23 protein-coding genes are annotated in these 21224 nt (G+C 43.8%); 17 read left to right on the top strand and 6 right to left on the bottom strand.

Annotated features, from left to right (window positions below; all coding sequences use genetic code 11):
- Nucleotides 1-531 precede the first annotated feature (531 nt).
- The 5 genes from E2980_RS21440 (at nt 532) to E2980_RS21420 (ending at nt 3098) form a co-directional block, all read left to right on the top strand.
- Nucleotides 532-861, top strand: coding sequence for an ArsR/SmtB family transcription factor (locus tag E2980_RS21440; RefSeq protein ID WP_135154271.1), 330 nt, complete (start codon nt 532-534; stop codon nt 859-861).
- Nucleotides 858-1277, top strand: coding sequence for an SRPBCC family protein (locus E2980_RS21435; protein WP_135154270.1), 420 nt, complete (start codon nt 858-860; stop codon nt 1275-1277). Before E2980_RS21440 ends, E2980_RS21435 begins: the two co-directional genes overlap by 4 nt.
- Nucleotides 1278-1352: 75 nt before the next feature.
- A complete protein-coding gene (locus E2980_RS21430; protein ID WP_135154269.1) occupies nt 1353-1946 on the top strand; it encodes a YdeI/OmpD-associated family protein in 594 nt (197 codons plus the stop codon).
- 85 nt (nt 1947-2031) lie between these two features.
- On the top strand, nt 2032-2472 hold the full coding sequence (locus E2980_RS21425) for a MarR family winged helix-turn-helix transcriptional regulator (RefSeq protein ID WP_135154268.1): 441 nt from the start codon (nt 2032-2034) through the stop codon (nt 2470-2472).
- 68 nt (nt 2473-2540) lie between these two features.
- Nucleotides 2541-3098, top strand: a complete 558-nt coding sequence (locus E2980_RS21420) for an NADPH-dependent FMN reductase (protein WP_135154267.1) — start codon at nt 2541-2543, stop codon at nt 3096-3098.
- Nucleotides 3099-3628: 530 nt separating this feature from the next.
- Here E2980_RS21420 and E2980_RS21415 read toward each other — a convergent pair.
- Nucleotides 3629-3826 (bottom strand): C4-dicarboxylate ABC transporter, encoded by a 198-nt coding sequence (locus tag E2980_RS21415; RefSeq protein ID WP_135154266.1) that lies wholly within the window; start codon nt 3824-3826, stop codon nt 3629-3631.
- Nucleotides 3827-3983: 157 nt separating this feature from the next.
- Nucleotides 3984-4592 (bottom strand): sterol desaturase family protein, encoded by a 609-nt coding sequence (locus tag E2980_RS21410; RefSeq protein ID WP_135154265.1) that lies wholly within the window; start codon nt 4590-4592, stop codon nt 3984-3986.
- Between the two features lie 175 nt (nt 4593-4767).
- Between E2980_RS21410 and E2980_RS21405 the strand changes: the two genes are divergently transcribed.
- The 3 genes from E2980_RS21405 (at nt 4768) to E2980_RS21390 (ending at nt 6492) form a co-directional block, all read left to right on the top strand.
- Nucleotides 4768-5373: a TetR/AcrR family transcriptional regulator gene (locus E2980_RS21405; RefSeq protein ID WP_135154264.1), complete on the top strand. Its 606-nt coding sequence runs from the start codon at nt 4768-4770 to the stop codon at nt 5371-5373.
- Nucleotides 5374-5465: 92 nt separating this feature from the next.
- Nucleotides 5466-5672 carry a rhodanese-like domain-containing protein gene (locus E2980_RS21400; protein WP_135154263.1) on the top strand — a complete coding sequence of 69 codons (207 nt, stop codon included), beginning with the start codon at nt 5466-5468 and terminating at the stop codon, nt 5670-5672.
- Nucleotides 5673-6171: 499 nt separating this feature from the next.
- Nucleotides 6172-6492 carry a hypothetical protein gene (locus E2980_RS21390; RefSeq protein WP_135154262.1) on the top strand — a complete coding sequence of 107 codons (321 nt, stop codon included), beginning with the start codon at nt 6172-6174 and terminating at the stop codon, nt 6490-6492.
- Nucleotides 6493-6542: 50 nt separating this feature from the next.
- On the opposite strand, the gene E2980_RS21385 is transcribed toward E2980_RS21390, so the two are convergent.
- A complete protein-coding gene (locus tag E2980_RS21385; RefSeq protein WP_135154261.1) occupies nt 6543-7286 on the bottom strand; it encodes an MBL fold metallo-hydrolase in 744 nt (247 codons plus the stop codon).
- Between the two features lie 792 nt (nt 7287-8078).
- On the opposite strand from E2980_RS21385, the gene E2980_RS21380 reads away from it, so the two are divergent.
- The 3 genes from E2980_RS21380 to E2980_RS21370 all read left to right on the top strand — a co-directional run bounded on the left by E2980_RS21380 (nt 8079) and on the right by E2980_RS21370 (nt 10521).
- On the top strand, nt 8079-8720 hold the full coding sequence (locus tag E2980_RS21380; protein WP_135154260.1) for an FMN-dependent NADH-azoreductase: 642 nt from the start codon (nt 8079-8081) through the stop codon (nt 8718-8720).
- A 390-nt stretch (nt 8721-9110) separates the two neighbouring features.
- Nucleotides 9111-10091 (top strand): aldo/keto reductase, encoded by a 981-nt coding sequence (locus E2980_RS21375; protein WP_135154259.1) that lies wholly within the window; start codon nt 9111-9113, stop codon nt 10089-10091.
- A 67-nt stretch (nt 10092-10158) separates the two neighbouring features.
- The gene (locus tag E2980_RS21370) at nt 10159-10521 is read left to right on the top strand and encodes a MerR family transcriptional regulator (protein ID WP_135154275.1); all 363 of its coding nucleotides are present in this window, start codon (nt 10159-10161) and stop codon (nt 10519-10521) included.
- Between the two features lie 120 nt (nt 10522-10641).
- Here the strand turns inward: E2980_RS21370 and E2980_RS21365 are convergent, their stop codons facing one another.
- The gene (locus tag E2980_RS21365) at nt 10642-11508 is read right to left on the bottom strand and encodes a DMT family transporter (protein WP_135154258.1); all 867 of its coding nucleotides are present in this window, start codon (nt 11506-11508) and stop codon (nt 10642-10644) included.
- Between the two features lie 120 nt (nt 11509-11628).
- On the opposite strand from E2980_RS21365, the gene E2980_RS21360 reads away from it, so the two are divergent.
- A complete protein-coding gene (locus E2980_RS21360) occupies nt 11629-13005 on the top strand; it encodes an aminotransferase-like domain-containing protein (protein WP_135154257.1) in 1377 nt (458 codons plus the stop codon).
- A gap of 68 nt (nt 13006-13073) precedes the next feature.
- Complete coding sequence (locus E2980_RS21355; protein ID WP_240703130.1) at nt 13074-14474, top strand: MATE family efflux transporter; 1401 nt, start codon at nt 13074-13076, stop codon at nt 14472-14474.
- A 757-nt stretch (nt 14475-15231) separates the two neighbouring features.
- Here E2980_RS21355 and E2980_RS21350 read toward each other — a convergent pair.
- Nucleotides 15232-16200 carry an SDR family NAD(P)-dependent oxidoreductase gene (locus tag E2980_RS21350; RefSeq protein ID WP_205700009.1) on the bottom strand — a complete coding sequence of 323 codons (969 nt, stop codon included), beginning with the start codon at nt 16198-16200 and terminating at the stop codon, nt 15232-15234.
- Nucleotides 16201-16302: 102 nt separating this feature from the next.
- Between E2980_RS21350 and E2980_RS21345 the strand changes: the two genes are divergently transcribed.
- Nucleotides 16303-16860: a TetR/AcrR family transcriptional regulator gene (locus tag E2980_RS21345; protein ID WP_135154256.1), complete on the top strand. Its 558-nt coding sequence runs from the start codon at nt 16303-16305 to the stop codon at nt 16858-16860.
- A 215-nt stretch (nt 16861-17075) separates the two neighbouring features.
- Nucleotides 17076-17501, top strand: a complete 426-nt coding sequence (locus E2980_RS21340) for an ester cyclase (protein WP_135154255.1) — start codon at nt 17076-17078, stop codon at nt 17499-17501.
- Nucleotides 17502-17991: 490 nt separating this feature from the next.
- On the opposite strand, the gene E2980_RS21335 is transcribed toward E2980_RS21340, so the two are convergent.
- On the bottom strand, nt 17992-19215 hold the full coding sequence (locus E2980_RS21335; protein WP_135154254.1) for an MFS transporter: 1224 nt from the start codon (nt 19213-19215) through the stop codon (nt 17992-17994).
- A gap of 177 nt (nt 19216-19392) precedes the next feature.
- On the opposite strand from E2980_RS21335, the gene E2980_RS21330 reads away from it, so the two are divergent.
- On the top strand, nt 19393-20277 hold the full coding sequence (locus E2980_RS21330) for a LysR family transcriptional regulator (protein ID WP_135154253.1): 885 nt from the start codon (nt 19393-19395) through the stop codon (nt 20275-20277).
- A 512-nt stretch (nt 20278-20789) separates the two neighbouring features.
- Entirely contained in the window at nt 20790-21176 is a 387-nt protein-coding gene (locus tag E2980_RS21325) for a MerR family transcriptional regulator (RefSeq protein ID WP_135154252.1), read from the top strand.
- The last annotated feature ends 48 nt before the right edge of the window (nt 21177-21224 follow it).

Here is a 21224-nt window from a genome sequence, read left to right as displayed (position 1 = left end):
CGATTTTTCTTCTTTCAGAATTTCCAGTACGATCCGAGCCTTTTCTTCCGGTGTAAACTTCCTTCTTGGACCTGTCATACAACTAAGAAACTCCTTTTTTGCTGTCTAGATTATATGTAGCATTATAATGAAGCAGTGACAAGTTCGCCTCTAGATGGACAAGAACGTACTCATGATGAAAGTGAGCCAGGTCCAATGAAACGAACAAAAGAGGTTATGGAGAACATAGGAACCATGATAAATAGTATTTAAGGCAAAGCTTGTTCAAATGTAATGAGGCAAAAAGGCTACCGTCCACAGCGACAATCGGTAGCCTTTTTGTATTTAATTGAACGTGCAACAGGGCAACGGTGCGGGAGGAGTGACTGTATCAACCTTATAGTATTCAAAACAGTTTGCCCAACGTTCGTATATGCGGAGTTTAAAAACGTTGTTGACACGACACCAAATGGTGACCTATAATCAAAGTGTCACTAAATGGTGTCCAATTAGAAGTTAGTCATTTTTCTACTACAGAATGGAGAGGGTGTTGTGAGCGAGAACAACCAGTTGCGTGATGTGTTTGATGCGATTGCAGATCCAACTAGGCGCCGACTGATTCGTCTGTTAGCAGAGGCAGAGGAGATACCTCTTCATGAGTTGACGGTACAGTTTCAAATGGGCCGTACAGCGGTATCCAAACATTTGACAATCCTTAAAGATGCCGGACTGGTACTTGACCGAAAAGTCGGCAGAGAAACGCGATTTAGGCTCAACGCCTCTCCACTCAGAGAAATTCAAGATTGGGTGGGTTTCTACAGCAAGTTCTGGAGTACGAATTTATTGCGCTTGAACCAACTATTAGAGGAGGAAGAAGAATGAGTTTAACATTATCCTTGGATTTTCAGTACACGACAACGATCGAGAAGCTTTGGTCCGCCTTAACCGATTCAAGCAAGCTTTCCAAGTGGGTAGCCAACATCCACACAGGTGAGGCGATGGATAATGATTTTAAGCCCGTCGTAGGGCACCGTTTTCAGTTTCGTACGCAGCCGTCCGAATGGTGGGATGGCATTATCGACGGAGAAGTGCTTATCGTGGACGCACCAAACCAGGTGTCCTACACCTGGGCCAGTGGAGGGGAGACGCACACGGTCACCTGGACGCTGCAGGATTTAGGGGACGGTAAGGTTAACCTTCATCTCGAACAATCCGGACTCTCTAATACTCAAGCACTCAATGGAGCTAAGTATGGCTGGAGTAAATGGTGCGGCGAGCTTGAAAAGACATTGGCCTAGTTGTAAAAGGAAGGAGAGCCTTATGTATCTACGATGCTGGCAGCGGATCGAAAAATTGAAAAGGAGTGTTCCTTGATGACAAAAGGTGAAAGGAATCCTAAGATTGATCCATTTTTTAGTAAGGCTAAAAAGTGGAAGGAAGAATTCGAGTTGTTAAGAAATATCGTTCTTGACTGCGAGTTGACCGAAGAGTTTAAGTGGATGCATCCTTGTTACACGTTTCAGGATAAAAACATTGTTTTAATACATGGATTTAAAGAATACTGCGCGCTTCTGTTTCATAAAGGCGCCTTGTTAAAAGATCCCCATGGTATCCTAATCCAACAAACGGAGAATGTGCAGGCGGCGCGCCAGATTCGGTTCACCAATGTTCAAGAAATTGATGAGATGCAGCTTATCTTGAAAACTTATATCGATGAAGCCATTGAAGTTGAAAAAGCCGGTTTGCAAGTGAACTACAAAACGAATACGGAATACTTGATTCCTGAAGAATTACAAAATAAATTCGTTGAAATCCCTGACTTGAAAACTGCATTTGAAGCATTGACGCCGGGACGGCAAAGAGCGTACATTCTTCATTTTTCTGCACCCAAACAATCCAAAACTCGAGAGTCAAGGGTTGAAAAATATTTGCCGCATATTCTGGTCGGAAAGGGATTAGATGATTAGGATTCGATGAGAAAATACTTGCACGTGCAAATAGTTGTTGGTATGATTAATTTGTTCTTATCCAAAGCGGTAAAGGTTGACGTTTATGAACTACAAAGATTATCGGCTTGAAGATTCCTTGGGATTCATCGTAAGTGTCGCTGGAAAAACGATGAATCAGCGTCTTTTTCAGAATTTCAAACTTGCGGGTTACGAGGTAACGCCAGAACAATGGCAAGTGCTTGTACAACTCTGGAATCGGGAAGAACGATCTCAATACGAAATTTCCGTTTCTACATGCAGAGATCAGACGAGCACTTCAAGACTGATGGATACCCTTGTCAAGAGAGGTTACATCGAACGCAAGGATGATCCGGCAGACAGAAGAATCAAACTGATCATTCTCACAGCTAGAGGCAAAGAGCTTCAGAAAAGCTTGATCGAACTTGCGCAACAAACATTGTTGGAATCCACTGCCGGAATCTCGAAAGACGAGCTGAAAACAGCCACTGAAGTTTTAAAAAAAATCACTGCGAATCTGCAGTAATTTTTTTAAATACATAATTGCATATGCATATATTGCACATGCAAGACAATCAAGGGAGGAAATAGAACATGATTAAGATTGGAATTGTCGTTGGAAGTACTCGTCCAGGTCGAAAGGGACCTGATATTGCGCGCTGGGTATACGAAATAGCCGCAAAGCGAAATGACGCCAAGTTTGAGATTGTAGACCTAGCGGATTTCAATCTGCCTCTTCTTGATGAGCCTATGCCAGCGATGCGTGGAGCTTACACGAAAGAACACACCAAAAGGTGGTCCCAAAAAGTTTCTGAGTTCGACGGATATGTATTTGTAACGCCTGAATACAATCATGCAACGTCTGGAGCACTTAAAAACGCAATCGATTTTCTGTATCGCGAGTGGACCAACAAAGCCGCTGGTTTTGTTGGTTATGGCGGTTCGGGAGGCGTGCGCGCAGTAGAAAACCTTCGGCTAATCATGGGTCAAATGATGGTAGCGGATGTTAGTACTCAAGTCGCACTTTCACTCTTTAATGACTTCGAGAATCATACTATTTTTAAACCTTCTCAACAGCAAGTGGACGTTGCTAATACCATGCTGGATCAAGTCATTAGCTGGAGTAAGGCACTGAAACCTCTGCGGGAATAGGATGTCATTGATCCGAACGCCGAGAAAAACCCTGCTTACGATGTACATGACTTGTTTGCTGATTCGACTCTAAAGCCAGATCATGTATGCGTGGATGGCTATTGTGCGCCAAAAAACTGATGCATTGTGTAAGACATCTGTATAATAACTAATCTCGACAAGCAGTTCGGGAGCTCTTAGCAGAAGCTCCCGAACTGCTTTGTTTTTGCTGTAGCGAAAAGGCGATTTGTTCCTGTAACGAAGTGGAGGCGGATCAGGCCACGAAGGAACGAGATGTTGCGAAGACCCGAGCATACACGTCCATAAGCCGGACTAAAGTTGGCTGCTCGATCCAATGGCTTGATCAACCGTTGGTCAATATTGTTAAGTATCTCGAGTCACTTCAATAATTGGCACGATTGAAAATTGCCGGCCCATGGGGGACCGGCTTATTTTTTCGTGTCGAAAATCAAAGAACCCTTGCGAAGCAAGGGTTGCCATGATGTCACATACCTACCTTCAAAACGGTATTCACTCCATACCTGGTTTACTTATCTAAAGTAAGGAATGATAAACGCAATCACTCCAAGAACGATCGACCACCATGCCAGCCCCTTCTTAGGGGTAACCAAGCAAATGAGACCCAGAATAACGGCAATGCTGCCCATCCATACGGGTGCATAGAAAAACCCGATAATCGCTATCACGATGCCGATCCAGCCAAGCCATTTTCCTGTCATTTCATTCATGTTCAACATCTCCATTAACTTAGATGTGACCTCATTGCAAGTGTACTACGACGGTTACGGCGGTCTTCTAACCGCATTGACAGAACGTGAAGAAGCAAACATTATGATCATCACCGCTTTCAACAACTCAGCATCCGTTTTACGATAAGGGCATCCCTCAATCTTGATGCGAAGCCAATGACCGCGATTTGGACGCTTTGGGCCGGTTTGTTCTCAAGATGATGTCCATCACAGGGTTAGTTACGCCGTACAACGAATCCTCATCCAAATGATGATGCAGCAGATGTCTTTTCTTAAGCCATTTGCCCCAAGGGGTCAAAGGATTGATTGGGCGATGGGATATATAGTGTTTCCATTGATAATAGATTTGAAAGCCGGATGCACCGAACACGACGGCATAAGATAGATGCCAATCATACCCCGTCACAATAAACGCCGCTCCAAAAATGAGCAAATACGCACACAAGTCGATATAGACTGGTCCGAACAAATATTTCACGTCAGTGGGATATCGATGATGGGTAACATGCCCCTTATATGCATAGGGAGCAATCCGCGGAAACTCATGAAGAATGTATCGGTGAACCGCATATTCGATAAAGATAACTAAAACGGGGCCAACGCACATTGCCACCGCCGTCCAAACACTGCCGAAAGTCGCAATGACTCCGAAACAGCTAAAGAAAAAAACAGAGAATAGAAACAAAATAACACGCTGGCCCATAAACTCTTTTACATATTGCATAAGGGGCTTTTCCGATCTCATATACGATCTCCCTCCTATTTAATGAACTCAATGTTGATTAATGGTCACACAGTTTATTATAATGAGAAGGAGGTTAAATTCAATGATCAAGATACCCGCAAAAGTCGCTTACCCGACACGCTGCATAAAGAATGTTCATTAGTTCAATAAATAATTACCGGAAAGGCGGAAGAACATGAAGGACAAGACGGATCCTAGAATCATTCGAACGAAGCTGTTGCTTAGGAATGCCTTAATCGACTTATTAGACGAAAAAGGCTTCGAAGGCACCACCATCCGGGATTTGATGCAGAAGGCCGGCTTGAATCGGGGTACATTTTATTTGCACTACCGCGATAAATACGATCTACTGGAACAGAGCAAAGAGGATATGCTCAAAGAAATTCTAGAAATAGTCAAGGACATCGACCCTATTCAAATAATGAAGTATGCCGAACGTAACGAGCCTCATCCGGCTTTCCTGGAATTGTTCGATTTTTTTACATTGAATGCTGTATTTTTCAAAGTCCTATTGGGACCTAAAGGCGATCCGGCGTATCCCGTCCAAGTGAGACAGATTATGCAAAAGCATATTATTAATAAGCTGTCCTTGCTTCAGTCCGCGCATATACCGGTACCGCGCGAATTCATTATTGCTTATTTGGCATCCGCAAATTTGGGTGTCATTCAGCACTGGTTGGAAAACGGTATGCAGCTTTCTCCTCAAGAGATGGCCTTGCTGATAACCCGCATGACTACTTTCGGTCCCTTAAAGACCTTCGGACTGAAGGGAGAGGCATAAGTTATCTTGATAATTGCCGGCCCATTGGGGACCGGCTTATTTTTTATAGGAAAACTGCAATATGGTGAATACATACCTGCTTACAAAGACCTATGGATGATCTGAAAACAAAACTTGCGACATTACCGACGGATAAGGAAATTGTGGTGTACTGTCGAGGTCCTTATTGTATAATGTCCGCTCAAGCAGTTGAGATCTTGAAAGACAATGGATTTCATACATCTCGAATCGAAGAGGGCGTGCATGAATGGAAGCGACACTTTGAACATTCGAGTCCTTCACCTCTGGAAGAGCTTTAATAGATACAAAGGCCTCATTATGCCCGATATTTTGTTATGGGCAAAAGAGGCCTTTATCGTTATTCATTTTCATAAAGCCTTGGGATCATCGATCAGCGAGGCAAAAGGGCGTAAGGAGGAGAGCGCAAAGAGTTGAAATTCCATCATCCCAGCCACACCTAGGGCAGTGCTTCTAGAATTTCATAAGCTTCAGCCGTGCTGGATACGTTCATGATAAACACAGACACCATTTCTTTCGTTTTGAAAGTACCAGTGGTCAAACTATCTAGCGAGATAAATGCGAACGCTAGCTCGCACTTCGAATGGGAGAATAGAGGCGATTGCTTCAGGTGTCCCCTAAGGGGTAACCGAACCTATTGCAAGAATTTTATTCGTTGGGGTGGAAAAAGCAGCGAGTGCTGGCAATAATTCAACATGGGCGATTCCGGCACCGTACAATTCATGTTGCACGGTATGTTGGACGGACGATTGAAATGCTAGCCTTAGTTGTTTGTATGAAGTGTATGTCTCCAAGGACGGAGAACATTGGGGAGAGCCCAGTTGCTGCGGAGAAGGCGCTTCGCCTAGCATTGCGACATCGCTGACGGAACAAACGGCCCGGTTTGTGAAAGTCGTCCTTACCGAAGCCAATGACAGCTGGTGGTCCATATCCGAAGTCAAAATCGCCAAATTCGGGAAAGTGACCGAAGCGCTGCCCGTAGAAACCGGTTCGCTCGATCGCTCGGCCTGGGTTGTAACCGGCGAAAGCGCTCAGGCCATTCTGGACGGAAATCCGGATACGCGCTGGTCAACAGGCAACGGCGGATCAATGACGCTGTAATAATGACGCTCTGCTGCTTAGAAACGAAAGCGGCAGAGCTTCTTCGTATATTAAAGCGTCAACTTTCCCTTAGCCTCTAGCCATTTCAACGCAACATTATTTTCTTGAGCGCTTTGCGTTACGCTCGTTTTTATGTCCCGGGCTGGAGTATAAATCGGCGGATTGTTAACAAGCTCATGATGGATAGGAACCATGTATTTTGCCTCTAGAACCATTGCGGCGGAAACGGCCTGTTCGGGAGACATGACAATCGGTTGTTTGCTAGCAGGCTGAAGATGCGGAAATTCGACCAATGGACTATTGACAGGCAAGAATGCTGCATCAAACGGGCCGTGATCCTGTTTGATTCTCCACCAATAACCGTGCCATAAAGTATCTCCGCAATGAATGATTGTTTTTCCTTCCGCCGACACGATCCAAGCTACCTGAGGATCTCCTATACCGTCCACTGAATAAGTGGGGGCAACGCTAAAGGATCCGATCGTAAATGTATCTTTTAAGGAAACGCCTACGGCGGAAGTAAAGCCATGTCCACGTACGAATTCAAGGGCTTCGTTCGGAACATATATCGGAATATCCGCTCCGTACGATTGCTTAATAGCCTCTGGATCGTAATGGTCCGGATGTACGTGGGTAATGAATACGGCATCCGCTTTACCGAAATCGTCTAGCGGATATAGCGGGCCTGTCGGCGTTCCGAGATCGGAAGGGAAATGATAAAAAGGATCGATCACAATACTGTTAGTTCCGTGTTCGATTTTAATACCCGCCCATGGCAATTTTTGAATAATCATTTGATTGCTCCTCTCGAGTCATACTAAAAAGTTTTGGATAGGTACAAAACGATATCAATACTCCAATTCAAAAAAAGCGAAGCGGTCGAACGATTGTTCACGTTCCGGAATGATTTCGTCTTGCGTTTCATTGCCATTCGTTAAACCTAATTGATCTTGTAACCATTTCATTATAAAATCGGCAACTTTTCCACGGTTTTAAAAGGATGGAGGCAACCGACTTGGATGCCGTTTTGTATGCTCCGGAGTTAATGCCTTTAGGAGCCGCGGGGTCGATTGCTATTCCGGTCAAACCCAAGTCGCGATCCATAAGGATTTGCGTGATCAGGCCGCCGAATGAATGCCCGACAAGGATAGGTTTCTCCGGCAGCGATCGACATTTATTTTGTTTCCCGACAAAAGCCAAAGAAAATACGAATGTAGGTTATGTACTTCGAGATTATCTTATTAGTGGAAGGTGATTACAATTTAGGCGGGTAAAGTGCCTAGATTGTAGCAGTAAATGTGTGACTTTTATCACAGATTTTACTTTAGCTCTTGTGTTAATTTGTTGGCTATCGCTGATCTATTGGGTCATGCAGATCCGAAGACAGCTACGATTTATACAAAAGTGAATATTGAGAAAATGCGCAAGATTGTGACATCTGAATTGGTGGGATCATTACGCTAAGTTTTAATGTAAGGGAAAATTAATTTGGGGCTTGACCACTTAGTGCGATACGGTTTTTTTTGAATAAAGGAGAGGCTATTTACGAATCGTAAGAGCGAAAGAAAAAAAGGAGGCTCACGAAAATGGCAAATGTCTTGTATATTACAGCTCACCCTCATGATCATCAAAGCTCTTATAGCTTAACTGTTGGAAAAGAATTTATTGAAGCTTATCGTGAAGCAAATCATAATGATGAAGTACTGCATCTAGATCTTTATCAAATGAAAATTCCTCATATTGATGCAGATGTATTTAGGGGATGGGGAAAATTAAGTTCAGGCACTGATTTTGAGCAATTAAATGCTGAAGAAAAAGCCAAAGTAAGCCGTCTCGGCGAACTGGTTGATCAATTTGTGGCGGCTGATAAGTATGTTTTTGTTAATCCGATGTGGAATTTTTCATTTCCACCTATTATGAAAGCATATATTGACTCCGTATGTGTGGCAGGAAAAACCTTCAAATATATTCCGGGAACAGGACCAGTTGGTTTACTTGGAGATAAAAAAGCTTTGCATATACAAGCAAGCGGAAGCGTGTATTCTCAGGGAGGGCCTATGGCAGATTTTGAGATGGGTCATCGTTTTTTAGGTATTATCATGAAGTTTTTGGGTGTTCCATCGTTTGAAGGTATTTTTATTGAAGGGATGGCTGCAACACCGGATCAAGCACCTGCCATTAAAGAGAAAGCTATTCAACAAGCACGCGAATTAGCCAAAAAGTTTTAATTATTAGAATCTCCTTAATTACTAAGGCAACCAGTCTTCAAGGTTGTCTTTTTTGTGCCAAAGACACAAAACAATCGGCCGTGACCTCTAATGTATGGCAAGTAGGCGATAGGCTCAATGGCGCCCATACGTCGAAGGACTTCCAGGAAGATCTTTGATCTTCAGTAATTGTGTAATTGTTCAAGGTGAATCGCTGAAGTTTTCAATTTGTAGGTGAGGACGCCATTCGCTTGCCTGGATCGTATAACGTAGATACGAGCAATGTGGTAATGCAAAAGTTGTCATATCCCTTAATTCCGATTTCAGCTTGACTTAGAGTTAACTCCAGAGGTTAAGCTTAGGATGAAGGGTGAGTTAACAATATTTATTTGAAAGTGAGGAAATTATCAAATGGAATATGTGAAGCTTGGAAATACCGGCTTGGATGTATCGAGGCTTTGCCTAGGCTGTATGGGGTTTGGCGAAGCTGGCCGGTGGATTCATCAATGGGTGCTGGCTGAAAAGAATAGTCGTCCAATTATCAAAAGAGCTCTAGAGCTTGGAATCAACTTTTTTGATACTGCGAATGTTTATTCAGACGGAACAAGTGAGGAAATTGTGGGACGGGCGCTGAAGGATTTTGCCCATCGGGACGAAATCGTCATTGCAACAAAAGTGCACGGCCGTATGCATGAAGGTCCTAACGGTGCCGGACTATCTCGAAAGGCTATCATGAGTGAAATTGATAAAAGCTTGAAACGTCTGGGAACCGATTATGTCGATCTGTACCAGATTCACCGCTGGGATTACCATACGCCGATCGAAGAAACGGTGGAAGCCCTGCATGATGTGGTAAAGGCTGGGAAGGCACGGTATATCGGTGCTTCGGCTATGTATGCGTGGCAGTTTTTGAAGGCCTTACATGTAGCCGAGAACAATGGATGGACCCGGTTTATTTCGATGCAAAATCATTTAAACCTTATCTATCGTGAAGAAGAGAGAGAGATGCTTCCGCTATGCAAAGCTGAGAAAATTGGTGTCATACCATATAGTCCGCTTGCTGGTGGAAGATTGACTAGAGATTCACACGAAACAACGCATCGCTCCGAAACCGATCAAATTGCAAAACAAAAATATGGTGCTACTTCTGATGCCGATCAATTGATTGTGAATCAGGTCGCTGTTATTGCGGAAAAACGTTCAGTTTCCCGGGTTGAAATCGCGCTTGCCTGGTTACTACAAAAAGAACCTGTAACAGCGCCTATAGTCGGTGCAACAAAAATATCTCATCTCGAAAATGCGGTAGCTTCTCTTTCCACTAAATTAACCGCAGAAGAAGTTGCTTTGTTGGAGGCGCCGTATGTTCCTCATCCGGTAGTTGGCCCACAGTAACGGATTAACATTCGGATCCGTTGTCACTCCAAAGAAAATTAAAAAAGAAGGGAAAGGGGGAACAGTAATGATGACAATAGCACAAGTAAGTGAAAAGTTTGATCTTTCACAGGATACCCTCCGCTATTATGAACGTATCGGACTAATTCCTAGAGTGAATCGAAAGAAAAGCGGAATCAGGAGTTATTCAGAAGAAGACTGTAGATGGGTCGAATTTGTCAAATGTATGCGAGGTATAGGTCTCCCTATCGAAACCTTGATTGAGTATGTTAAGTTGTATCAACAAGGTGACGATACCATTGAAGAGAGAAAAGATCTCCTAACCGAGCAACGTAAGCAACTCCTAACCAGAATGGAAGAGATGAATGTTGTGTTAGAGCGCATGAATGATAAAATCCTAAGATATGAACAGACATTAAGTGAAACTTAAACTCATGACGGTAAAAAGGCTCGGCAGGGCGCAGGGCGATCCGTAAAGTTCCGAGATCGGCGGCGCCCGACTTCTCAGTTCCGTACGGGTAACTCTAATCGAGAATCCCCCACGTAAGAACTATTTTGAAGCATAACGTTTTGCAAACGCCACGCACAATACGACTCCACTGTTCACAATAAAAATTGGCCAACCAATTGACTCATGTAGAACGAGAGCCGAAAGTATCAAGCCGAAGAAAGGCTGAAATAGTTGCAACTGCCCGACTGCTGCAATCCCCCCTTGAGCAAGACCACGATACCAAAACACAAAACCGATTAGCATACTGAACAGAGAAACATAAGCTAGGCTCAAGTATGACGAAACATCGATATCAGACCAAGAATGAGGCATGTTAAATAAGGAGAGAAACAACATAAAGGGCAGCGAAATGACAAGTGCCCAACTGATGACTTGCCAACCCCCTAATCTTCGTGAGAGACGCGCTCCTTCTGCATATCCGTATCCACAAACAATAATGGATGCCAACATGAGACCATCGCCGATTGGTGAAGATGTTGCCTCGTTCGTTAATGCGAATCCTGCTACAAGACAACTTCCTAAGGCCGATAATACCCAAAATATTGGACGGGGATGTTCACCGCCTCGCAATACACCAAAAATCGCAGTAGACAGCGGAAGAAGTCCAACGTAAATAATCGCATGCGCGGTTGTTACATACTTAAGTGCTAGGCCTGTCAGCAGCGGGTATCCAACTACGACACAAAGTGCAACTAATATTAGCGGGAGGACTTCGTTTCGGATAGGGCGTTGTTGCCTAAAAACGAGAAGAAGTATGCCCGCTAGCACTCCGGCAATTGCAGCTCGACATACAGTGAGGAACAAAGGATCGAAATCCATGATAGCCAATCGTGTTGCCGGCAGAGAACCGCTAAAAATTAGCATACCTAAGAATCCGTTGATCCAACCATTTGTCGATTTGTTCATTCTGTTCACTCCAACTCTATTTTTGTACGATATTCTGCATTATAATTGGTACAAAAATAGGTGTATATCTAATTAATGTTTATCTGTAAGGGTACAGATCATTAGGGAAGGAGTACAGATGTGAAAAATAAAAAAGAATCCATTAAACAAAACATTCGCTCAGACATCGTTAAAGGTCTTATTAATCCTGGCCAGAGATTGCCGTCCATCCGCGATCAGAGTCAAAGGTTTGAGTGTAGCCTTAATACAATAATTAGTGTGTATCAGGAACTCGAAAAGGATTACCTGATTTATTCACGTCCGAAGAGTGGTTACTTTGTTGTGGCCCAGGAAGAGCTTCTTCCTTTGTTACAACCCAAACGAATTGATTTTGCTTCAGCAGCTCCAAGCCCCTCATCTATACCGCAAATGGAATTTCGGCAATGTATGAACAAAGCAATGGATCTCTTTGAGGCATCCATTTTTAATTATCCTGATCCTCAAGGCTTATTCTCTCTTCGTCAAGAAATTGTGAAGCTATTTCATCAACAACAAGTCTTTACCTCGGAGCAGCAAATATTTATATTCTCAGGCGCTCAGCAAGCTCTTCATCTTCTAGCCGGGATGCCTTTCCCAAACGGGAAGACCAATATATTGGTGGAACAACCGACCTACTGGGGGATGTTGGCGGCTCTAAAAGCGCAAAATCAGTCTGTGATTGGCATCGAAAGAACTCCGAATGGACTTGATTGGGCAACGTTGGAACGTCATTTTCAAAGCAATTTAATAAAGTTTTTTTATACGATTCCACGCTTCCATAATCCATTAGGTACGTCTTTTACACCAGAAGAAAAGCAGCGCTTAGCGGAGCTCGCTCAGAACTACGACGTTTATATAGTAGAGGATGATTATCTTGCTGACTTGGAAACAAACTCCAAAGCAGACCCGATTCGTGCCAATAACGGCTCGAGTCACGTTATTTATCTGCGAAGCTTTTCTAAAGTGATGTTGCCCGGATTAAGAATTGCTGCGGCAACAGTTCCAAATTCATTAATCCCCCTACTTCAACTGCACAAACATACGGCGGATCTGAGTACTTCCGTACTTTCCCAAGGGGTGCTGGAGATTTATTTAAAGTCCGGAATGTATGATCATCATGCAAAGCAAATGCAGTCTTTGTATAGCCACAGAATAAAAGTATTAAGAGATGTTTCGAGGAGATTATTACCCGAAGAGGCCTTGTACTCCAACGATGTTAGCGGAGGGGTATTTGCAGCAATACGCCTGAACGATGACATTAATACTGAGGAATTGGTTAAGCGATTGTACAATCGTGGGGTTGATGTCCTACCGGCTGACCGGCAGTTCCTTTCTTCTTTTCCTAAATTGAACTTGCTGCGTTTGAGTATCATCCGGACAGATGACCATGATATTGAAGAGGGGATTCGTATCATTGTCGAAGAATTAGAACACGCGAAATTTACAAGAGGTTCTCCTAAGCCGTTTTCTTGGTTTTAAGTCAGGAACAGGTGTGGCCGATTTGAATAGAGCATTAGATCATTACATCAGGTAATGGAGGGTTAATCATGGCAGGTATGAGCCAAGTCCCTGATACGACAAGAAAACAGAAAATAAAGATTATATTAGCGCTCGCCGTTCCCGCTATGATTGAAAATTTCCTGCAAACGATAGTGGGGTTCGTTGATACTTTATTTGTCTCCAAGCTGGGGCTAAACGAGGTAGCAGCTGTTGGTGTAGTAAATGCGATCCTAGCAGTATATATTGCGGTTTTTATGGCAATGGGGGTCGGAACTTCATCAATGATTGCCCGTAGTGTTGGGGCGGGTGACATTGAAAAAGCAAAGGCGATTGCCCGACAATCAACTATAATCTCTGTGTTATTGGGACTTATTTTCGGAATAGTAACGCTCTTCTTTGCCGAACCATTGTTAATGTTGATGGGTGCCGAACCAAGTGTATTGGCCGATGGTGTTGTCTATTTCAGGATCGTCGCAATTCCTTCCCTATTCATCTCGTTGATGACGGTTTTTGGAAGCATATTAAGGGCAGCTGGAAATACGAAAACACCGATGAAAGTCGGCTTGTGGATGAACATCCTTCATATCGGGTTGGACTACGTATTTATATTTGGGTTATTTGGTTGGTCAGGATGGGGAATCGCTGGTGCGGCATGGGCAACGACAGTAGCCAGGTTGTTTGGTACGGTAGTTTTGTTCTTATATATCCGGAAATCGAAATTATCATTCTCCGTTCGCAAGGGATCTTCAATCGATTTTTCGTTACCGATATTGAAGCTATCTTTACCGGCGGCTGCGGAACGGTTAATCATGAGATTTGGACAAGTCCTTTATTTCGGTCTGATCGTAAAAATAGGTACTGATGTATATGCTTCGCATGTCATTGCGGGTAATATCGAGATCTTCTCTTACATGCCAGGATATGGTTTAGCTATTGCCGCAACGACATTGGTTGGTCAGCTTTTGGGAGCAAACCGGAGGGAGGATGCTTATCAATACGGTATGCTTACCGCAGGACTTGCAGTCATTTTCATGTCCTTTGTCGGTGTTCTCCTCTTTTTCTTTTCTCCAATTGCGGCTACTTTATTTACTGGCCAAGATGATGTGATTGACATGGTGACAACTGCACTTCGGATTGATGCTTTTGCACAACCTTTCTTGGCTATCGGATTGGTCTTGGCGGGTGCGTTGCAAGGAGCAGGGGACACCAAAAGCCCCATGTATAGTACGGCAATCGGAATGTGGTTCATTAGGGTCGTTGGTGTATATGTGTTGTGTATTTATTGGGATATGGGGATTGCCGGCGTCTGGTTATCTATTGCCATAGACCTTATGGTTAGAGCCCTTTTCTTGCTCTGGAGGTTTCAGAAGAAGATGGGGAAGGGGAGGGGGAGCCATGTCGAACTTGAAAATAGGTTAACTAGCCCGAAAGAGTCATCTCAAAAATAGCTGTTTGTGAAATTCAATACTTCGTTGTCGGTGGACAAGAACATACTCGGTTTCCCGCAGCGCAGTACGTTGAAGTTGATTCCAATGTCGGGCATCTTGCGGCAATTCTGGAATACGAGAAATTCATAACGCCAATCAAGCAATTTCTGGAGAACTGAGGAAGAATTGCCTTCAGCCCTATTAAAGTAACTGTATTTTTTTATCCATTTTCATATAATGTACCCCCCAATCAAACATCTTATTTCTGGACAGAGGGATTAGCAAATATACTAAATGATATTTTTAAGCACCGTAAAACATAAACGATAATGTGTAACAACATTATTGTTGGTGGACAAGAACATACATTCATTAAGTTCCGCGCAGTGCGCGGATTTTTTATACCAATACAAAAAATAAAAGTTGGGTCGGCCGCTATTCAACTACCCTGAAAATATCTCATGCGAGAGCCATATGGCATAATAGTTGGCAAGCATAGCTGACAGACAGATGAGAAGAAGAGAGAAGAAGAGAGATGAGAGAGAGATGAGAGAGAGATGAGAGAGAGAGGTGTCTGAAGACAAGAACATTGTCCCATTGCCACGAGATAAAGACTCGAGAGGCGCTTACTAAGGGGATTACGTAAAATGGGAGCCATAGACCCAGCCTCAGTGAAATAGCCTAATAAAAATAGTCCGCTGCAATTCACCGAAAGAGGTGGATGCAACGGACTTCTTCTAGGACGGTTATGTGTTTACTTTGAGAATCCTGGAATCGATCAATGAGTAATGCGCAAGAGATCCTCGCTAGCGTTCCAAAGCGTTTCGGCCGCTGATTGATCGATAGCCCATGATCGTACACCGGTGTAAAGCTTGCTATCCGCGGGAACTTTAACCGCGATGTCGCAGTCCTCGCAGTATACTCCGCCTTTCCCCTCCAGCAACGGACTTACCGCGCACCAAATGGATGTGGCAGCGCCTTGCTCGATGGTTTTGAAGCCTTCGGGAGATATGAATTCGCCGTTTTCTCCTCGGCGAACGCCCCAGGCGGCTAATTCCTCATCGGTCAGGTGACGAGTCAAACCGGTGATAATAGCGCCGGGATTGACGGCAAACGCACGAATGCCGTGCTCTTTGCCCCGTTTATCGAGTTCGACCGCGAAGAGTGAGCATGCAGTCTTCGATTCTCCGTAGGAAATGTCCTTGTTGTAAGGCCTCTTGGTAAAATTCAGATCGCCGAAATCGATCGGCCCCAACATGTGGCTGATGGAAGAAAGAGTGATCACGCGGGAATTTCCAGATTTTATTAACGCATCCCATAGCCTAACCGTCAGTTGAAAATGCCCTAAATGATTCGTCGCGAATTGGTTATCAAATCCGCGAGCGTCTTTTATCGTAGGAGGGTTTGCAACGCCTGCGTTATTGATAAGAATATCTAGCGCCCGGTTCGACTTCAGGAAATCGGCGGCGAACTGATCAATGGATTGGGGATCAGCGAGGTCGAGGTGGATGACTTCGACGTTTTTGATTGCTGATAGATTGTCTTGTGCTTTCTTGACGTCGCGGGCACCGATAATGACGTTGGCTCCCGCGGTGGAAAGAACTCGCGTCGTTTCTAGTCCAATGCCTCCGTGACCACCTGTTACTATCGCAATTTTTCCTCGTAGGTCGCGGCCTGCGAGCGCCTCTTGGGCAGTCGTTTGCGGTCCGAATCCCGATTGTAAAGGTTTTTGTTCTGTTGATATCATGATAAGTCTCCCTTATTAGCCATTTAGACAAAAGTGTTAATTTGTCCATGTGTCTATACTAAACGACTAGACAAAGATTGTAAAGTGTATAATAATAAATTCATGGACGATAAAAAGAAACTTCATATTCTATCGGTTGCGTTGGATGTGTTCTTCAAGTATGGCTATAAGCGCGTGTCTATGAACGAAATCGCCGAGGTCGCCGGTATCTCGCGTGCAGGTCTTTATTTGTACTTCAAGAATAAGGAGGAAGTTTTTAACTCAACGATTCTTCATTATGGCGACACTCTCATCGAAGAAATATCGCAAGGAATTTCTTCTAAGAAAACGCCGGAAGACAAAATTTTATATGCGTTCGAAGTGTGGTCTATAAACAATTTCGATCAATCGTTAACCTCGCCGGAAGTAAAAGAAATGACCGACAGCTCGTACGTATTCGCCAAAGAAGCACTCGATGCGGGCTACAATAAGCTTGAAGTCGTACTGACCTCTATTTTGGAAACGCGATCGAAATCCAACGGCAGCCCAAACAGCCTTTCCCCGGAGAAATTGGCGCATCTTCTAACGAGTGCATCGCGCGGGTTCAAAATCGTCGCCAAAAACTCGATGGAGCTTCGCGAATTGATTGAAGAATTGCTCGGAATTATTCTCGCCTCCTAGAAAGGAATTGGTTCGTCTCATCAATCGTGAAAGCCGACTAAATTCTTCCGGCGCAATGACAGATGCAATAGCTGTCGCTGCGGCTAAGTTCATTTCTGCGTCAAGCTATACATCATTCCAAGTGTATTTAATCAGGAGGTTGTCAGACGCATTTGGGAGTCCGTCATTCTTGCTGCAATTCACACTATAAAATATGCATGAGGTGATTATAAACAATGGCATTATTCAATAATCTCGGCGAAGAACTTCTCACGGAGCTCTGGGCCAAAGTCTACAATCCTCCGCAAGACCTCGACGCGATCGACCGTCTCTGCACTGATGACGTCATTCTCTCGAATCCAGATGGTGACATCGTGGGACGTGCCGCCTTTAAAGAGTGGGCACGCTCCTTTAGCTCAAAGATCCGTGACATGAGGCTGCAGAACGTAGATATGTTCAGCAGTTCTGATGGTACGCGCGTCGTGTCACGCTGGGTGGTTACAGGGTACAACCAGGGTATACTCGGTTCCCAACCTGACGATCGCCCGATTCAGTTCTCCGGCACCGCGGTATGGGAAGTTCGTAATGGTAAGCTTGCCCACAATTGGGTAGAACGTAGCGCATACGAACTCTCGCAGCAGTTAGCGAAACCAATAGAGTAGTAAGAATTCTTTCATTTAATTAAAAGTGGAAAGGCTTTTGTTCCAATATATAAAGTCAAGAAGTAAATGTATACCCACATCGTTTTTTGGCATAAAAGGATGCTTGGGCATGAAAAAGCATCAACCCTCAGATATTTGCCCAGTTGCGAGGGGAAAGCCGAAGAGAATTGTAATGAAAGGTATCTTTCCTATGCTTTAAATAGGTATTGTACGCTTACAAGGAACGATCCCTGATGAGTTTGCTGATGGAGCAGCTCATCTTTTGTTTATTGAAGTAAAGGGCAGATTGACTGATGAAAGGCCGTGTATAACAGAATGAGACCAATCAAGTAGTAAGCTCTCCCTTATGCCGTTCCCTGGCCTCTCGTATCCAAGTTGCCCCATTGAACCCATTCCACATTCTCAGTGACGTTCTTGAATAAAAGGTTCAGTTGATTCTACGGAGTTCCTTTATATTAATTATTACGAATCATAGATAATTAAATATGTTCTACTCCCTCGGAAGCCGTGTGCGAACAAAGAACACTGCAACCATGGCTGCCACTGTTAGGATGGTGGCGAAGGCAGTCGCCCCGATTGCCAAACCCGTAAGATCGATGAGATAGCCTGTGCATACGGGCAAGATGGCGGCCGGGATGTAGGCACCGATGTTAAGGACTGCGTTGGCCTCGGCCCTGCGATTCGCTGGGACTTGAAGGCTGATGAGCGTTAGGCCCCCAAGCTGTCCAAGACCCTGACCGGCACCTGCAAAAACGGCGGCTAGCACGAGCAGTATGGCAACGGAGGCATTGACAGCGGCCACAGTACAGAGCATTGAAAGAATGGTGGCCAAAGAGCCGATCATGAAAATGGTGCGGATTGGCAATTTTTTGACCGCAAACTGTATGCCGGTCGCGATCAGGAACATAACACAGGCTGTGCCACCCGCGATAAGAGGGCTCGTTACATTGAGAAGTTTTGATAGCAATGAAGGACCAAGGGATAATATAAATGATGTCGTTGTGATGCCAGGTGCGAAGACGGAGATACCTAAGAGCAAATGTAGACGGTTAGCCCGAGGCACACTTGGCATATGCAGGTACCCGCTTTTTTGTAGATTGAGGTTGATATCCCTTTTGGGAAGATTACCTGCAACGAAAAAGGCACTAACTAAGATAACAAATTCAATGGCGAAGATGGGAACAACCGGCCGAGAAAGGGTCTGGGCCAAGACACCCGCGAGAAGCGGTCCAAGTCCCGCACCAAGAACCATGGCGACCGATGCGGCAAGCGAAGCTTGTTGCTTTCTGTGGTGACCACCGACATCCACGACCGATGCCATACCCGCGGATACGATTACGCCTACAGCTATACCAGTAAGAAAACGGGCGATGAGAAGAGCTGCAACGGAAGACGCAGTGGCGAACAGGAAGCAGGCAAGAATGGCTGCAGTCAGACCCGGGAACAGCACCGGTTTGCGTCCGAACCGATCAGAGAGTTGGCCGGCGATTAGAAGCGTCGCGAGAAGGCCTGCGATATAAGCTGCAAACACCAGCGTTAATGTGCCGTTGGAAAAGCCAAACTCTCGCTGCCACTGCACATAGAGCGGGGTAGCGGAGTTCGAGAGGATGAAGACCGCAGTTACCATCCAGGCTGCTCTCCATATTATCCAGAAATGGGAAGCGCGGTTTTCTGCAGATTTAGACTGGCGGGCTTCTTGAATGTGGGTGCTCATAAGAAGATTCCTCCTCATAGTTAATAAAATTATTCTTTCTTGGAGTCATTGAATTGATGCTCTCCTTTTTCTTAAAAAACTTTACGTTGCTTATTATCATAAGTTATACTTTTGTATAACTGAAATACATTATTAGAATATGAGGGATAACTAATTGGTTATGAGATGGACGTGAATATGAAAATGAATATGAATAATCTCAAAATATTTATTACAGTCGCAGAGAAAATGAATATCACAGAAGCTTCCAAAGAGTTGTTTATTTCGCAGCCAGCCGTTAGCAAAGCGGTGAAAAACTTAGAAACATCGATAAATATCAAATTGTTTCTTAGGGATAAACACAATGGATTGATGCTAACCGACGCAGGAAAAGAAATTTTAATTTTGGCCAGGCAAATGAAGTTGATCGAGAATAAAATATATCAAATTGCCAGCTGTGAAAATAAACTTCTAAGAGGTAAGGTGAAAGTAGGATCATTTCCTGCGGCTTCGACTATTCTGCTACCTGAGACCATTGCCTCATTTAGATCAAAATATCCGCTTGTTAATATAGAGCTTAAGGAAGGAATCTCAAGTCAAATCAAAGAATGGGTAGCAGATCGAACGGTTGATATAGGGATCGTTGCGGCCCCGTTCAATGACTTTGAGTATATAGTACTAAACCATGATTATATGGTTGCTATCATTCCTGAACATCATTCATTAGAGCATGAAAAAAAGATTGATTTTGAGGAATATCAGAATCAATTTATTTATTGTAAGGGTGGACATGAGACTGCTATGGCCACCATACTTCAAGAACATAATATTGAGCTGAAAGAGAACCTGACCGTCCAGACTGCAGAGACGTTAATTAATATGGTTAAATCAAACTTAGGCATAGGCATTATATCGAATTTCACACTATCTTCTATTTCTCATAATCTTATTGTAAAGGATATTCAACCAAGAATAACCCGCGATATCGGCATCATTTCACACTCTTTTGATGAAGTCACACCTGCGGCAAGAGAATTCATTGAAGTCATGAGCCAATTGTACAAGGTCAAAAATGGGATTTAATAAGAATGTTTTAACCTGCAACTATAGATGCGTCTTAAAGAGGTACTCGTAGAGGGTATTTGTCGCTATTTGTCTGAGATCAAGAACATTGTCCCATAACGAGTCGCGAAATCGCGGCTTTTTAAATTTATGTGATCAAGTTCTTGTCACTCCTATGTCTTAACTGGTCATAGCCTTGGAGGGAAGGAAAGAATAGTTCTTACTCCAAATAAATCTATTGAGAGTTATAAGTGATATCTACGCTGGGTACAAGATGGTACATATATAGAGATCAACAGTGGAGATTTGTCTAAGCAGATGATGGTTGAGCTGGCAAAATCGATGAAGAGATTAGGTAATTGAATGCTAACGGGTTGAAGGAGCTGTTTGCCGAGACATTGCAATCCATGTTAGAGGCCGAACTCGACACAGGGCATGGTTACGAGAAGCACGACGAGAAAAACAAGCAAACTTCTTGAATTTTAGATGGAATTACCTTAAAGTTAACTTTAATAATCATTAGGAGGGTTACAATGAGTTATCATATAAAAGAAATTACCGAGTTAACGGGGTTGTCCGCTTCTACGCTTCGTTTCTATGAGAAGGCAGGCGTCATACCGTTCGTTAAAAGAGACATCAATGGCAACCGGATTTACGATGAAGAGAACATCCAGTGGATGGACTTCATCTTGGCCCTTCGGGAGACGGGAATGCCTATAAATGACATAAAAAATTACGTTGATCTTTACAAGGAAGGACATTCCACCCTCAAGGAGCGCAAGGAAATGATGCTTCAGCATAAAGCAAAAGTCGAAGAAGAAGTGGCGCAGATCTTCAAGTATCTAGATAAAATCAATTATAAACTAGCGCTCTACAACATCCTAGAAGCCAACATGAATGAACAGGATATTATCATATAATTTAAATGGCTTGCATTGAAGTTTACTTTAAGGTTTATGCTAGTCCTG

Source organism: Cohnella luojiensis (assembly GCF_004564235.1).
In the GTDB taxonomy this organism is placed as follows: domain Bacteria; phylum Bacillota; class Bacilli; order Paenibacillales; family Paenibacillaceae; genus Cohnella; species Cohnella luojiensis.
The sequence above is the reverse complement of the archived record's forward strand: the minus strand, read 5'-3'. Positions and strand labels throughout refer to the sequence as shown.

What these genes read in the sequence shown, in the direction of transcription:
- E2980_RS21375 (WP_135154259.1), top strand. Translation starts at nt 9,111, where the DNA reads ATGGAATATGTGAAGCTTGGAAATACCGGCTTGGATGTATCGAGGCTT.
- E2980_RS21415 (WP_135154266.1), bottom strand. Translation starts at nt 3,826, where the DNA reads ATGAATGAAATGACAGGAAAATGGCTTGGCTGGATCGGCATCGTGATA.
- E2980_RS21435 (WP_135154270.1), top strand. Translation starts at nt 858, where the DNA reads ATGAGTTTAACATTATCCTTGGATTTTCAGTACACGACAACGATCGAG.
- E2980_RS21385 (WP_135154261.1), bottom strand. Translation starts at nt 7,286, where the DNA reads ATGATTATTCAAAAATTGCCATGGGCGGGTATTAAAATCGAACACGGA.
- E2980_RS21380 (WP_135154260.1), top strand. Translation starts at nt 8,079, where the DNA reads ATGGCAAATGTCTTGTATATTACAGCTCACCCTCATGATCATCAAAGC.
- E2980_RS21370 (WP_135154275.1), top strand. Translation starts at nt 10,159, where the DNA reads ATGATGACAATAGCACAAGTAAGTGAAAAGTTTGATCTTTCACAGGAT.
- E2980_RS21345 (WP_135154256.1), top strand. Translation starts at nt 16,303, where the DNA reads ATGGACGATAAAAAGAAACTTCATATTCTATCGGTTGCGTTGGATGTG.
- E2980_RS21420 (WP_135154267.1), top strand. Translation starts at nt 2,541, where the DNA reads ATGATTAAGATTGGAATTGTCGTTGGAAGTACTCGTCCAGGTCGAAAG.
- E2980_RS21410 (WP_135154265.1), bottom strand. Translation starts at nt 4,592, where the DNA reads ATGAGATCGGAAAAGCCCCTTATGCAATATGTAAAAGAGTTTATGGGC.
- E2980_RS21365 (WP_135154258.1), bottom strand. Translation starts at nt 11,508, where the DNA reads ATGAACAAATCGACAAATGGTTGGATCAACGGATTCTTAGGTATGCTA.
- E2980_RS21355 (WP_240703130.1), top strand. Translation starts at nt 13,074, where the DNA reads ATGGCAGGTATGAGCCAAGTCCCTGATACGACAAGAAAACAGAAAATA.
- E2980_RS21330 (WP_135154253.1), top strand. Translation starts at nt 19,393, where the DNA reads ATGAAAATGAATATGAATAATCTCAAAATATTTATTACAGTCGCAGAG.
- E2980_RS21425 (WP_135154268.1), top strand. Translation starts at nt 2,032, where the DNA reads ATGAACTACAAAGATTATCGGCTTGAAGATTCCTTGGGATTCATCGTA.
- E2980_RS21350 (WP_205700009.1), bottom strand. Translation starts at nt 16,200, where the DNA reads ATGATATCAACAGAACAAAAACCTTTACAATCGGGATTCGGACCGCAA.
- E2980_RS21405 (WP_135154264.1), top strand. Translation starts at nt 4,768, where the DNA reads ATGAAGGACAAGACGGATCCTAGAATCATTCGAACGAAGCTGTTGCTT.
- E2980_RS21400 (WP_135154263.1), top strand. Translation starts at nt 5,466, where the DNA reads ATGGATGATCTGAAAACAAAACTTGCGACATTACCGACGGATAAGGAA.
- E2980_RS21340 (WP_135154255.1), top strand. Translation starts at nt 17,076, where the DNA reads ATGGCATTATTCAATAATCTCGGCGAAGAACTTCTCACGGAGCTCTGG.
- E2980_RS21430 (WP_135154269.1), top strand. Translation starts at nt 1,353, where the DNA reads ATGACAAAAGGTGAAAGGAATCCTAAGATTGATCCATTTTTTAGTAAG.
- E2980_RS21335 (WP_135154254.1), bottom strand. Translation starts at nt 19,215, where the DNA reads ATGAGCACCCACATTCAAGAAGCCCGCCAGTCTAAATCTGCAGAAAAC.
- E2980_RS21325 (WP_135154252.1), top strand. Translation starts at nt 20,790, where the DNA reads ATGAGTTATCATATAAAAGAAATTACCGAGTTAACGGGGTTGTCCGCT.